Source organism: Halosimplex salinum (genome assembly GCF_003730195.1).
Lineage (GTDB): Archaea > Halobacteriota > Halobacteria > Halobacteriales > Haloarculaceae > Halosimplex > Halosimplex salinum.
Genome location: NZ_QWGG01000005.1, coordinates 77,852 through 91,614, shown reverse-complemented (window position 1 = coordinate 91,614; position 13,763 = coordinate 77,852). Strand labels below are relative to the sequence as shown.

General features: G+C 65.9%; 9 protein-coding genes, 1 tRNA gene and 2 pseudogenes. 5 read left to right on the top strand and 7 right to left on the bottom strand.

Features of this window, described 5'->3' with window-relative positions:
- Nucleotides 1-66: 66 nt before the first annotated feature.
- The 4 genes from D1409_RS14455 to trmY form a co-directional block, all read right to left on the bottom strand.
- Nucleotides 67-972, bottom strand: coding sequence for a complex I NDUFA9 subunit family protein (locus D1409_RS14455; protein WP_123537700.1), 906 nt, complete (start codon nucleotides 970-972; stop codon nucleotides 67-69).
- Nucleotides 973-1,101: 129 nt separating this feature from the next.
- Nucleotides 1,102-1,299: a hypothetical protein gene (locus D1409_RS14450; protein ID WP_123537699.1), complete on the bottom strand. Its 198-nt coding sequence runs from the start codon at nucleotides 1,297-1,299 to the stop codon at nucleotides 1,102-1,104.
- Between the two features lie 166 nt (nucleotides 1,300-1,465).
- Nucleotides 1,466-1,538: transfer RNA gene (locus tag D1409_RS14445), tRNA-Pro, on the bottom strand.
- Nucleotides 1,539-1,623: 85 nt separating this feature from the next.
- Nucleotides 1,624-2,220, bottom strand: a complete 597-nt coding sequence (gene trmY / locus D1409_RS14440) for a tRNA (pseudouridine(54)-N(1))-methyltransferase TrmY (RefSeq protein ID WP_123537698.1) — start codon at nucleotides 2,218-2,220, stop codon at nucleotides 1,624-1,626.
- 209 nt (nucleotides 2,221-2,429) lie between these two features.
- Between trmY and D1409_RS14435 the strand changes: the two genes are divergently transcribed.
- Entirely contained in the window at nucleotides 2,430-4,892 is a 2,463-nt protein-coding gene (locus tag D1409_RS14435) for an STT3 domain-containing protein (RefSeq protein ID WP_123537697.1), read from the top strand.
- 37 nt (nucleotides 4,893-4,929) lie between these two features.
- Here D1409_RS14435 and D1409_RS25410 read toward each other — a convergent pair.
- The 3 genes and pseudogenes from D1409_RS25410 to D1409_RS14425 form a co-directional block, all read right to left on the bottom strand.
- Nucleotides 4,930-5,430: pseudogene (locus tag D1409_RS25410) on the bottom strand (UDP binding domain-containing protein); the annotation flags it as partial.
- Between the two features lie 3 nt (nucleotides 5,431-5,433).
- Nucleotides 5,434-7,641: pseudogene (locus tag D1409_RS25595) on the bottom strand (nucleotide sugar dehydrogenase); the annotation flags it as partial.
- A gap of 96 nt (nucleotides 7,642-7,737) precedes the next feature.
- Complete coding sequence (locus tag D1409_RS14425) at nucleotides 7,738-8,937, bottom strand: AI-2E family transporter (RefSeq protein WP_123537695.1); 1,200 nt, start codon at nucleotides 8,935-8,937, stop codon at nucleotides 7,738-7,740.
- A 128-nt stretch (nucleotides 8,938-9,065) separates the two neighbouring features.
- Here D1409_RS14425 and aglF point away from each other — a divergent pair, with 128 nt between their 5' ends.
- The 4 genes from aglF (at nucleotide 9,066) to D1409_RS14405 (ending at nucleotide 13,434) form a co-directional block, all read left to right on the top strand.
- The gene (gene aglF, locus D1409_RS14420; RefSeq protein WP_123537694.1) at nucleotides 9,066-9,827 is read left to right on the top strand and encodes a UTP--glucose-1-phosphate uridylyltransferase AglF; all 762 of its coding nucleotides are present in this window, start codon (nucleotides 9,066-9,068) and stop codon (nucleotides 9,825-9,827) included.
- A gap of 88 nt (nucleotides 9,828-9,915) precedes the next feature.
- Nucleotides 9,916-10,896, top strand: coding sequence for an NAD-dependent epimerase/dehydratase family protein (locus D1409_RS14415; protein ID WP_123537693.1), 981 nt, complete (start codon nucleotides 9,916-9,918; stop codon nucleotides 10,894-10,896).
- A 118-nt stretch (nucleotides 10,897-11,014) separates the two neighbouring features.
- On the top strand, nucleotides 11,015-11,611 hold the full coding sequence (locus D1409_RS14410; RefSeq protein WP_164471705.1) for a DUF7504 family protein: 597 nt from the start codon (nucleotides 11,015-11,017) through the stop codon (nucleotides 11,609-11,611).
- 620 nt (nucleotides 11,612-12,231) lie between these two features.
- On the top strand, nucleotides 12,232-13,434 hold the full coding sequence (locus D1409_RS14405) for a Cdc6/Cdc18 family protein (protein WP_123537691.1): 1,203 nt from the start codon (nucleotides 12,232-12,234) through the stop codon (nucleotides 13,432-13,434).
- The last annotated feature ends 329 nt before the right edge of the window (nucleotides 13,435-13,763 follow it).

Here is a 13,763-nt window from a genome sequence, read left to right as displayed (position 1 = left end):
GACGAAACGGTGTGCCGACCGATGACACGCCCGTGACAATAGCCACCACAGCACAGGTCTGAGCCGTCAGCCTGCGAGGCCCAGATACGACCGGAACGTCGTCATCTCGGACTCGCTGACGCCGAACGCCCCCACGTCGTTTCGGTCAGTTGTGTTGTCGAGCCGGAGCGATCGAAACTGGTCTCTGCCCATCGGGAACCCGACGGTCCCGAGTACCGAGAGCCCGAGGTTGGCGACCGCCATCGGCAGCGGAACGATCGAGATCGACTTCCCCTCGGCGTCGTAAACCGCCTCAGTCACCTCCCGCAGCGTCAGCACCTCTGGACCGCCGATTTCGTAGATCTGACCGACGTGTTCGTCGTCCTCGACGGCGTCGGCCATCATCGGGACGAAGTCGTCGACCAGAATCGGCTGGAATCGCGTCAGTTTGCCGCCACCGGGGAGCGGGTACACCGGCAGCCCTGGGGCGAACCAGGACTTGAGTTTCTCGGTGAACTTGACGAACCCGCCGCCCTCGCCGAAGACGATCGACGGCCGGAAGATCACCCATTCGAGGTCCGAGTCGCGGACGAGTTCCTCGGCCCGACCCTTCGCCCGGAGGTAGTGCGTCGCGGCCTCGGGGTCCGCGCTGAGCGCGCTCATCTGGAGGAACCGGTCGACGCCGTGTGCCTCTGCGGCCCGCACACAGTGCTCGGTGCCGCCACGATGGACGCGATCGTGCATCTCGTCACCGCCCTTCGGCTTGTACATCGGTTCCAGCGCGACGAGGAACACCACTGCGTCCTTTCCCTCGAACGCCCCCTCGATGGAGTCGTAATCTGTCACGTCGCCCGCGTACGTCTCGACCTCGGCCGGGAGTCCCTCGCCGCTGGGGTCCCGAGAGAGCACGGTCACCTCGTGGCCCCGCTCGACCAGTTCCTCGCTCAGGTGCGTCCCGATGAAGCCGCTCCCGCCGACGACGAGCACGTTCATGTCAGAACCCTAGGACGGCATCACCCTAAACGTTCCCGCCCAACTGGTCGTGTATCCGCAGTTTCTGGGCCCGTCTGTTCGACAGTTCGACCAGACGTGTCTCGCCACTCCGAAGGAGCCTCCGAGTGCTCAGCAGAGGTTCCCCTCGTCCAGTACCTCTCGCTCTACCTCCGAGCCGAAGAAGTCCAGCTCGATCACCCGTCCACAGGTCGGACACTCGTACGTGACCGCGGTCCCGAACGCCTCCTTCTCGTACATCTCGACGGGGTCGTGGTTGGCCGCACACTCCACCGGTTCCACTCGCTGTCGCTGTTCCTCCACCGACATACCCGAGAGTTCGATCGGATCGGTCGTAACTCTGATTGCCACTTGGACTCGGTTTCGCGATGTATCGGACAGGACAGTGACTGCCGGATCGTCGCGTACAGGCGTCTGAACTGGTGAAAGTGGCGATGTGGACGCTTCGCTCCTCGCGTACTGAAAGGGGTAGAAATGGGCCGGCGCGAATTCGAATCGCGGTTACGGCCACCCGAAGGCCGAAGGATACCAAGCTACCCCACCGGCCCGTGCTGGTAGCACCTGAACAAAAACGCCGGCTGGTTTTAACAGTTCCGAACCCGGCTCAGGGCCGGACGGCGACCCGAACGCACCTCAGTACCGGGTGAACCCGTCCGTGTCGAGGTAGTTGTGCGCCACCGTGATCGCGTGGTCGGCGTGGAGCGCTTCGGGACCGAGCCGAACCCGCTCGTCGGCCGCCTCGGCCAGTACGTCGGCCTCTCGGTCGGCGAAGTCGTGGTGGTCCGAGAGCACGAAGACGGGGTTCTCGGGCGGTTCGACGTCGACGACGGGGTCCCCGTCCTCGTGGAGCTGAACCACCGTCCCGTCCCGCGCCACGGCATCGAGGGTGGGCTCGAACCCGCGGCGGGTGAGCGAGACGCCGGGGGAGGTCTCGACGGGCTGGTGGCCGATGGCTTCGGCGCGCTCCTCGAGGGCGTTGCGGACGAGCGCCGCGGTCGAACGCTCGTCGGGGTTGAGTCGCCGGAGGTCCCGACCGTCAAAGCTGACGGTGAACTCGTCGGCGAGGACGAGGTGGACCCGCACGGCCTCGCGGATGTCGTGCGAGAGGAAGAACGCGGAGGTGACACACCGACAGAGGACGTCGAGGCGGCCGGCGCCGCCCGCGATGTCGTCGAGCGAGAACTCCGGATCCGTCGGCGCTTCGTGGCCGATGACGACGAACTGGCGCATACCGGCCCGGAGGATCGGTCGGGGTTTACGTCCGTCGAACTCCGGGCGGTCAGACGCCGGTGTCGCGGCGGCGCGACGGCTTACGAGCCACGGTGAGGGACGGACCGAACCTGAACGGGACGGTGAAGGGCCGCGAAATCGGCGAGTCCGTCGGTCTCGGTCGCCGCTGATCCCAACGGCTTTTTCGTCACAGTCAGATCCTGAAACAGATGAGTGACAGGAGCGGGCTCTCCGAGCGCGTCGCGGACGACCTCGAGTTCGCGACGACGCTGAATGCGCTTCTCGATCTCGACGACGACGCCGAAACGTGGACCTTCGAGGACGCGCCCGTCGATACGGGCACGTTCGGCCGGCTCGTCGAACAGGGAATCGTCGAGGAAGCGGGCGACGGCTACCGTCTCTCGGACCCCGGCGCCGTCAGGAGCGGACTCGACGCCGGCCGAGGCGCTCGCAACGGAGACGAAGACGGGAGTGGGGCCGGGAGCGGAAGCGGAAGCGGAAGCGGAAGCGGAAGCGAAACCGGATCCGGAAGCGGAAGCGAAACCGCGGTCGGACGGTCGATCGACTGGCCCGACGCGTCCACGGGCGTGCTACCGGCCGTGGGGACGGCGCTCGTCGTCTTCGCGCTGTTCGTCTGGACGCGAGCGTACATTTATCCCGACGTGTTCAGGAGCGGACGGGTCGTGCTCACCGGGAACGACCCCTACTACTACCGGTATCTCGTCGATCAGCTCCTCGGGACCGCCCGGAGCCCGGCGGAGCTGTCCACGCTCGTCGGGATCCCCTCGGGCGAGCCGCTGTTCGTGGCGACGATGTGGTGGGTCAGTGCGCTGGTCGGAGGCGGGCGGGAGGCATCGGGGACCGTCCTCGCGCTGTACCCGGTCGTCACCGGTGTCCTCGTCGGCGGACTCGTGTACCTGCTCGGCGCCCGCGTGCTCGGCGACCGGCGGGTCGGGCTCGCCGCCGCCGTCTCGCTCGCGCTCGTCCCCGGGTTCGCGTTCCGCACCTCGCTGGGCTTCGGTGACCACCACGCCTTCGACGCGCTCTGGCTGACGGCGACGGTGGCCGTCCTGGCGTGGCTGGTCACCGTCGACGACCCGTTCGGCTCGCGAGCGCGTCGCGGTGCGGCCCTGCTCGGCGGCTGTCTCGCCGCACAGGTCCTGGCGTGGGAAGGGAGCCCGCTGCTACTGGTACCCGTCGCCGGGTACCTCGCCGCGGCGGTCCCGCTGGACGTCGCCGACGACCGTCCCCCGCTGCGGGCGAACGCACCGGTCCTGCTGGGTACCGCCGTCGCCGCAGTCGCCTCCCTCGGCGCCCACCTCGCGCTGGGCTGGCAGTCGGTGACCGTCGCGGTCGTCCCCGGGCTGGTGCTCGCGAGCGGACTCGGTCTCGCCGCAGTGGGCGAACTCGTCCGTCGCCGAGACCTGCCCGTGCGAACGCTCCTCGCGGCCGAAATCGGGACGTCCGTCGCGGTCCTGCTCCTGTCACAGCTAGTCGTCCCGGGGCTGGTGGACGACCTGTTCGACGGCGTCGGGTTCCTGCTGTTCCGGTCGGATATCGGGGAGAAGGCGCCGTCGTTCACCCTCGACCACGCGCTCGGACTCGAACTGCTGGGCGCGTTCCTCCTGCTGGGCCTGCCGGTCATGGGCTGGGGCCTGCGTCGGGCCGCGCTCGGCGACCGGCAGTGGCTGGCGCTGAGCGGCTACGGCTGGTGGCTCCTCTTCCTGACGGCGCTCCAGGTCCGCTTCGCCGCGCACTTCGCGCCGCTGCTGGCCCTCTTCGCCGGCCTCGGGTTCGTCTGGCTGCTCGCCCGCCTGGAACTCGTGGCGTCGCCGGCCGGTGTCGCTCACGAGACGGGACCGCTGTCGAGTTCGGGTCCGGGTGACAGGCCGTCGGCGCCCGACGGGAGGTCGACGCTGTGGAGAGTCGACAGAGACGCCCTCTCGGTCAGGTCCGTCGTGGTGACGGTCGCGGTCGTCACGCTCCTGGTCGGAACCAGCGGACTGTATCTGCCCGGAGAGGTTTCCGGGGCGGTCGTCGACGACGAGAGCTATCGGACCGCGACGTGGATCGACGCCCACGCCGAGGACGAAGAGCTGGTCTACCCCGAGAACTACGTCCTGAGTCGCTGGGGCGTCAACCGGATGTTCAACTACTTCGTCAACGGGGAGTCACAGAGCTACCTGACCGCCCAGGACACCTACGAGGAGTTCGTCTACGACGACGACCCGGCCGGGTGGTACGACCGATTGCACGAGGAGACCGGATTCGTCGTGATCGAGGCGCTGCCGCGCCGTCCCGACACGATCCAGCGACACCTCTACGTGACCTACGGGAGCCGCTGGGCCGAAGAAGGGTACGACGCCGTCTCGCACTACCGGGCGGTCTTCGCCTCTGCGTCCACGCGCAAGAAGGTGTTCACGCTCGTCCCCGGCGCGACCGTCGCGGGGACCGCGTCCGCGAACACGACCGTCGAGGCGCGGACGACGGTGGACATCCCCAACGAGTCGTTCCTGTACCGCCAGCAGGCCGCGACCGGCGCCGACGGCGAGTACCGACTCGTCGTCCCCTACCCCGCCGAGTACGAACTCGCCGTGGGGAACGGGACACGAACCGTGACCGTCCCCGAATCGGCGGTTCGGAACGGAACACGGGTGCGAGTCGGAGAGTAATCGTCGGCGGACCGGGCACTCGTGCGTCGTTCGTCAGTCACCACGTCAGGCCGACGTACTCGATGCCGTCGCGCCGTTCGACGATGTGGCGCCCGTCGACGACGAGGGGGTTCGCCATCGCGTCGAACTCGCCGTCGAGCGCGGCGAACTCGTCCCAGTCGGTGACCGCGACGGCCGCGTGGGCGCCCTCCAGCGCCTCGGCCGCCGACGCCGCGTATTCGACCTCGATATCCTCGTAGTACTCGGCGAAGCTCTCGGCCGCGACGGGGTCGTAGGCGACCACTTCGGCCCCGCGCTTCTGGAGCCCCTCGATGACCGGCACCGCGCGCGTCCCGCGCACGTCGTCGGTCCCGGGCTTGAACGACAGTCCGAGCACCGCCACGCGCTCGCCGCGCACGTCCGCTCGTTCGTCGAGCAGCGAGAGGAGGCGCTCGGGTTGGGCGTCGTTGACCTCGACAGCGGCCTCCAGCATCGGGGGCTCGTAACCCACGCTCCGGGCGGCCGCGATGATGGCGTTCGTGTCTTTTGGGAAGCAGTTGTGTACCACGAGGCCATCTGTCGTCACGAACGTGTGGTTGTCTTCGACCTCCAGCGAGTAGACCTCGGTCGAGGCCGCTTCGACGGAGATCTCGTTCACTTTGACCGTGGTATGCGTGCCGCCATCTGCGTGTCCAGTCGGTTTGATATCCCTGTCGTAGCCGTCGAGTCGATCCTGGATCTTCGTCTGTTCGGCAGGCAGGAACATCTCCTTCAGTAGTGCTATCTGTCGTTTCGAGCTTACTCGAAGGAAATGCGCCGGTCGGGTCGATTTCGCCGACTGGGACGTTTTGTAGCTCGGAACGATTCCGAGGCTGTGCAGGAGGAACTGCATCCCCTGAATCAGTTCCTTGCTCACTGACCCGTAGTCGTACACGACCGCGTTCGAATGACTCGTGTATTCGATGTGCCCGTCGCCACGGAACAGCCCCGACAGGAGCGCTTTCCTGTGCTCCGGCGGCTCCTGATACGCCAGATCCGGAATAGATGCGGAATACGACCCCGTACCGCAACCGAGTCGTTCGAGTAGATGGGCGAGTACTCGACTCGAGACTTCGATCTGTGTGGCCGTGTCCTGCGTCTCGATCCGCGGTCGGATACCGAGGCTCCGGTAATACGATTCGACCTCGGAGACGTACTCCGGTTCGTCACTCGGATGAAAGCTCAGAAAGACGCGTTTTCGGGGAGTGGAGCCATTTCCAGAAACGTCCTCGTTGATATGCCCCTCACTGAGGTAGTAGCCGATGAATCGCCAGAACGCCGCGTCCGCGTCGATGACTGCAGGAACGTACGTTTGTCCGCCACCAACAGCCGTATAGAGCGAGAGGTCACGACGGTCGATCGGTAGCTCCACCTCGTACTCGAGGAACACGTTCAGCGGGAGGTAGTTGCCTCTGACGAGGTCGTGTAACTTCGAGTAACTGAACTGCCGGTTGTATTCGGCCAGTACCTCGCGGAACTCGTCGTCGATCGTCTCTAGTTCGAAGGACGGTTTGAGGTAGACGTTCGAGTTGTCGAACTGTTCTGAAGACTCGACGAGGTCGATTAGATCGATCGTGCCGAGGGGGTCTTCTGGCAGGCCAGTCTGAACTGGTATCTGGTCGCCTGGGGAAAGCTCCTCAGCATCACGGATCACGGATTCGCCCCGCTCGACAGTCACCATCGGATGGTCCTTGGTGACCGTGACCTCTTTGTTCATCTTCGTCCCGACCGTATAGAGTTCGTCGTCGTACGGGCGCTTCGTCGCGGCCGTTACGGACTTGAATGAAAACTCACCCTGTTCGTCGCAACTGAGGACGGACACGTCGTCGACGGCGCCGTCAGAGACGTATCGATCGAAAAACTCGGACAGCGTCAGGAGTTTCGTCCCATTCCCGTCTTTTGCCATCACTCGTTGATCGCCGGTGAGACAGCTCCCACCCCAACCCAGACCGGAGCGGAGGAACTTCCCGCCGATACGGTCGTCCAGCGCGATGGCGTCGGCCACCTCGTAGGCGTCGACGTCGAACTCCTTGCAGACGTTCCCGATGTCGTTGATGAGGGAGACCTTGGCGGCGAGGAAACCGTTGTTGGCGTACTTGATCATCTCGGCTTCCCGGATCCCGGTCTCGACGACGGCGGCGTCGGTGGATTCGACTAGCGGCGCGAACACGCCGCGGAGCGTCTCGTACGCGCGCTCCTCGCGGGCGCCGAAGACGATTTTCTGGGGGTCGAGGAAGTCCGCGACGGCGGTCCCCATCCGGAGGAATTCGGGGTTCATCGAGACGTGGAAGTCCTCGCCCGCGGTCTTCCCGGAGGCGTCCTCGATGGCGGGGGTGACGACATCTTCCGTCGAACCGGGGACGACGGTGCTCTTGACGACGACGAGGTGGTCCCCGTCTTTCTCGGCGAGGGCCTCGCCGAGAGAGGCGGCGCCGGCTTCCATGTACGCGAGGTCGATGCTGCCGTCGGCCTCCGACGGGGTCGGAAGCGCGAGGAAGGTCACGTCCGTCTCCCGGACGGCGTCGTAGTCGGTCGTTGCGCGCAGAGTGTCGCCCGCGTGCTCGGCGACCAGTTCGTCCAGCCCGGGCTCGTGGATCGGCGAGTCACCGTCGTTGATGGCGGCGACGACGTCCTCGTCGACGTCGATGTTCGTCACGTCGTGGCCCAGGTCGGCGAGACAGGCGGCGACAGTCGTGCCGACGTAGCCGCTGCCGACGATACTGACGTGCATTGACGCGTGGCTTCGCTACCGCCGCCCTTCAGGATTCGGATCCGGGTGAGCGGCCGCGTCGCGAGGGGGTCGGCGCCGTCGGTCACCCCGCGTCACTCACTCGTCCGACGACGGTCCGGTACCGCTCTCGCCCGGTTCGTCCGTGGGGACCGGGCCTTCCTCCTGCGGGTCGGCACCGACGTCGTCGCCCAGTGTCGCCGTGTGGGTCAGCCGTTCGCCGTGGAGGAGTTCCGGCAGGGCGATTCGGACGGCCTCGAGCATCAGGATGAAGAGGATCGGGAGGAGGAAGAAGCCGTACCAGCCGAACAGGATCGGGCCGAGGATGTAGGCGAACAGCAGCATCGTCGCGTCGAGGTCCCGCCCGGAGATGTACGGTTGCAGGAACGTCTGCGGGAGGAAGTCCAGCAGGAGGAAATAGCCGACCGCCACGCCGCCGACCGCGGGGAGCGGCGTCCCCTCGGTTCGAACGGCCTGGAGCGCGAGATACGCGAGCACGGGGACGTAGACGACCTTCCCGACGACCACGGGGATCAGGCTCGCGACACCCGTCAGGAAGCCCAGTGCCGGGACCATCGGGACGCGGAGCGCGGGGCCGAGGAGCAGGTTGGTCACCCAGTAGGCGGCCGTCGCGACGACGGCCATGACGACGACGAAGAGGAAGTTGCCGAAGAAGACCGACTCGAGGTCCGAGTCGACGGCCGTCGCGTAGGCGTAGGCGGTCGTGTCGCGGCCGCCGAACAGTTCCCGGAGCGCGTCGGACAGCGCGTCGTCGGTCTTCAGCAGGAAGTACGAGAGGGTGATCGCCAGCGCGAGGAACAGGAGCGTGCTCGCGACGGTCGAGAGTACGGTCAGCCCCCGTTCGAGAACTGTCTGGGCCGTCTGTTGGGGGTTCTCGAGGAACTCGCCGGGGTCCTGGATAACCGTCCGCACGGCCTCCCGCTCGTCGGCGGGGAGGTCGCCGAGTCCGAAGTACTGGGCGGCGAAGGAGAGCGGGTCGACCGCCCCGCCGATCAGGCTCTGCGCGGCGAGCGCGATCTGGAATCCCGCGTACAGCGTGACGAGGACGACCGGCAGGAGGACGACCAGCACGGTCGCGCCGGCCGCGACGGCGTCGGAGTCGATCACCTCCTCGACGCGGTCGTTGATCGGGCGCGTCGCGTAGTAGCCGAACAGGCCGGCGACGAGCATCCCCACGAACGAGTACGCGACGTACGCCGCGGCGGCCGCGAGCGCGGCGACGAACAGCCACCAGCCGACGCGGGATCGCCGGGTCGGCCGCGGGTCGTCGCCTCCCATCGTGGCCACTCGTTCGGGCCAGAGACCGAAACGACTGGCGCTGGCATTCGCTGGCCCCCTATCCGTCGCCGGGCGAAGGGGTTCGCCTATCGACAAGAGTTTTACGCGAGGACCGACCACTCGGGAGTATGCAAGCCGTCGTGTTGGCCGCCGGTGAGGGGACGCGCCTGCGTCCGCTGACCGAGGACAAACCCAAGGGCATGGTCGAGGTCGCGGGCAAACCCATCCTCACGCACTGTTTCGAGCAACTGGTCGAACTCGGCGCCGACGAACTGCTGGTCGTCGTCGGCTACAAGAAACAGGCGATCATCAACCACTTCGAAGACGAATTCGAGGGCGTCCCGATCACCTACGCCCACCAGCGCGAACAGAAGGGGCTCGCCCACGCGCTGCTCACCGTCGAAGAGCACATCGACGACGACTTCATGCTGATGCTCGGCGACAACATCTTCCAGGCCAATCTGGATGACGTCGTCAACCGACAGGCCGAGTCCCGCGCCGACGCCGCCTTCCTCGTCGAGGAGGTCCCCTGGGAGGAAGCCTCCCGGTACGGCGTCTGCGACACGAACAAGTACGGCGAGATCACCGACGTCATCGAGAAGCCCGAGGACCCGCCCTCGAACCTCGTGATGACCGGCTTCTACACGTTCACGCCGGCGATCCTCCACGCCTGCCACCTCGTCCAGCCGTCCAATCGCGGCGAGTACGAGATCAGCGACGCCATCGACCTGCTCATCCACTCCGGTCGTACTATCGACGCCATCCGCATGGACGGCTGGCGCACCGACGTGGGCTACCCCGAGGACCGCGAGTCGGCCGAAAAACGGCTGCAGGAGGCCGGTGTCGTCGACGGCGAGGACCCCGAGCAGGCCGACGCGACCGCGGAATAGTCGCCGACCGGGAGTGAGCGGTCTCCCACACGCCGTTCCGACCGCTGTGACGATGGCTTTTTCTCCGGTCCGATCGGTCCTACGACCAATGCGTATCCTGGTCACGGGTGGCGCCGGCTTCATCGGCGGTCACCTCGCGGAGACGTTCGCCGGCGACGACCACGACGTGGTCGTGCTGGACAACTTCGACCCGTACTACGACACGCGGATCAAAGAACACAACGTCGAGGCGGGCCGCGCGGCCGCCGACGAGAGCGATGGGTCCTACGAACTCGTCGAGGGCGACGTGCGCGACGCCGAGACGGTCGACGAACTCGTCGCCGAGGCCGACTACGTGTATCATCAGGCCGCACAGGCCGGCGTCCGAACCGACTACAGTCCTCGCAAGTACGACGAGGTGAACGTCGACGGGACGCTGAACGTCCTGGACGCCGCCCGCGAACACGGGGTCGAGCGCCTCGTCCTCGCGAGTTCCTCGTCGGTGTACGGCAAGCCCCGCTATCTCCCCTACGACGAGGACCACCTCACGACGCCGATCAGCCCCTACGGCGCGTCGAAACTCGCCGCCGAGCGCTACGCGATGGTGTACGCCGAGCGCTACGGCGTCCCCGCGGTCGCCCTGCGATACTTCACCGTGTACGGCCCACGGATGCGCCCGAACATGGCCATCTCGAACTTCGTCTCTCGCTGTATCAACGGGGAGCCGCCGGTCATCTACGGCGACGGCACGCAGACCCGCGACATGACCTACGTCGCGGACATCCTCGCGGCCAACCGCGCGCTGCTCTCGACCGACGCGGCCGACGGCGAAGTGATGAACGTCGGTAGCACGGACAACATCGAGATCCGGACGCTCGCCGAGGAGATCCGCGACCAGCTGGCGCCCGACCTCGACCTGGAGTACACCAAGGGGTACGACGTGGACGCCGACCACAGCCACGCCGACATCGAGAAGGCCAGCGAGTTGATCGACTACGAACCGACCCACACCATCCGCGAGGGCGTCGACGCCTTCGTCGAGTGGTATCGGGCGAATCGCGACTGGTACGAACCGCTCGTTCGAGACTAACCGCGTCGTCGAACCTGTGGCGGCGTCGACGACCGAGACATAGATTTATCAACACGAGGCAGGATAGATAAGTCAACTCAGTAGTATGTGCCCCATCACCGAGCGTGTCTCGGCGTCGGTGCAACCGGGAGACAACGTACTCGTCATGTGTCCCTCGTTCACGGGCGACGAATCACAGGTCTGTCTGGACCTGTTGACCCCTGTAGCGCCGTCGGACGTGAACGCGCTCTCCATCCTGTTCACGCAGTCGCCGAGCGACCACCTCGACGCCTGGCAGCGGGTGGTCGGGACCTACCCCAAGCGAAGTCGGATCGTCACCGTCGACGCCGACGCCCGGTCGAACACGTCTCGAAGCGACGAGTCGGGCGAGTCGCCCGCCCAGAAGGTCGACTGCGTCGGCTCGCCCCAGAACCTGACGCGACTGGGCGTGCGGATCACCGACTGTCTCGACGGATGGGCCGACGCAGACCCCGACCGACAGGTCGCCGTCTGTTTTCAGTCGGTGTCGGCGCTGTTGCAGTACGTCGAGCTCCCACAGGCGTTCAAGTTCCTCAACGTCGTCACGGAGCGGTGCGAGGCGACCGAGGCCGTCGCTCACTACCATCTCGACCCGCACGCACACGACGACCAGACCATCGAGACGATGCTCGACCTCTTCGACACCGTTCTGGCGTACGAGGACGGCGAATGGGACCTCCGCCGGTCGAGTCGATAGAGTTCTCGTTCCCTCACCGCAGCCCGAGGAAAGTCTCCGAGCGTCGTACGAGGGGGAGTTCACGACCTCGAATCCTCGGTAGGTCCGCCCCGAGCTGGTGCAAACACCGGATACCTCCGTACGGACACACCCCGTAACGAGTGAAACCGAGATTTTCGCCGGCTCCGATCCCCGGCGGGCTCGGCGTCTCGAGATCGAACTCGAGAGGGTCACGTGTTCGAGAGACACACCGGGTACCGAGTGTAACCGGACGCGTCCGTGCCCGAACTTCCGGGAATGGCAGGACGCGCCCGTGCCCGAACTTCCGGGAATGGCAGGACGCGCCCGTGCCCGAACTTCCGGGAATGGCAGGACGCGCCCGTGCCCGAACTTCCGGGAATGGCAGGACACGTCGGTGCCTGAACGTTCGAGACTATCAGGACGGCCCGAAACGTACTTCGACGACCGCACAGCGACTGTGAACTCCTCTTTCACTCGGTCTCAGGTGTCTCTAAGAGAACGATTTAAATTTATACTGGTCTGAGATCGCCAGAAAACCGGTCGGAAGCGTGTTAGAGCGAATACACTCGTTGCGTAGTCGGCAGGTTTATGGTCGGTGTCCGAATCTAGCAGCGTACTCGATGCCAGATACCGAGCAGACGAACAACATCTTCGAGACGGGTGGGATATTTGCGAATCGAGAGCTACTCCGTGTCGGTCACGTCCCCGAACTAGAGCGGGTCGTCGGCCGCGACGACGAGGTGAACTCGATCGGACAGGCGCTCGGACCGGCGACGATCGGTGGCCCGCCGGAGACCACGATCGTCTACGGGAAGACGGGAGCGGGAAAGTCACTCGTTACCCGGTGTGTGGCTCGAGAGGCCCACACCGAGGCCGAGACCAACGACATCACGTTCCAGCACGCGTACGTCGACTGTTCGGACTACCAGACCGAGACGAAGGCGAGTCGGGAGATGGCTCGTCAGCTCGCCGTGAACCTGGACGCCGACGTGGACGTCCCGCGCGTCGGCATCGCCGCTGCGGACTACCGGGACATCACGTGGGACCTGCTCGACGACTTCGGCGTCGACTCCCTCGTCGTCATCCTCGACGAGATCGACAAACTCGACGACGACGAACTCCTCCGGAGCCTCTCCCGGGCTCGCGAGAGCGGGAAGTCGAAGACTCACATCGGGGCGATATGCATCAGTAACAAGATCGAGTACCGCGAGCGGCTCAACGAGCGGATCGACTCCAGCCTCCAGGACAACGAACTGGTGTTCGACCCCTACGACGCCGGCCAGCTCCGCGAGATTCTCGACAACCGGACGGACGCGTTCGAGGACGGCGTCCTCGAGGGAGACGTCATCCCGAAGGTCGCGGCGCTCTCCGCGAAGGAACACGGGGACGCGCGAAAGGCGATCGACACGCTGTACGAAGCCGGGCGTCTCGCAGAGAAGCAGGGGACCGAGTCGGTCACGGTCGCACACGTCGACGACGCGGTCAAGCGGGCGGAGGTGAACCGCTTCGAGAAGCTGGTGAGCGGGACGACGCCGCACGTGAAGTACATCCTGCGCGCGCTCGCGTTGCTGACCACCGACAATCCCGCGCAGGCCGCGTTCAGGACCCACCGCGTGTACAACCTCTACGTGACTCTCGCGCAGGGAGAGGGCGCCGAACCGCTCTCCGAGGACCGAGTGTACCGATTGCTCAAAGAGCAGTCGTTCCTCGGCGTGACTGAGTCGAACCACACCGGCGGCGGGCAGGGCGAAGGCAGCTACCTCGAGCATCGCCTGCTGCGGGACCCGGAAATCGTCGTCGAAGCGCTCGACGTGTCGGCCTGAACCGACCGCGTGCCATTCGCTTACACTCGTTGCGAGGGGTGTGGGTCGTCCGACCTGACCGCGCAGACCCCCTGGTGAGTGAGTCCTTCTATCGGTGAGCCGTCCCCACGATCGGTGAGTGATTTCCCCCGGTCGAGCGGCATCCCTTCCGGCGAGCGGCATCCCTATCGACGAACAGTCATCGCTGCAGGCGAGCGGTGTCCCGACTGCGGAACAAGGAGAGACAGTCGGGCACCCGACAGTTCCCACCTCTGGCAGTCGGCGCCCGCACCGAGTACGAGGATCGCTGTGCTAAACGACAAAACTAATCGGATGTATTAACCCAGTTC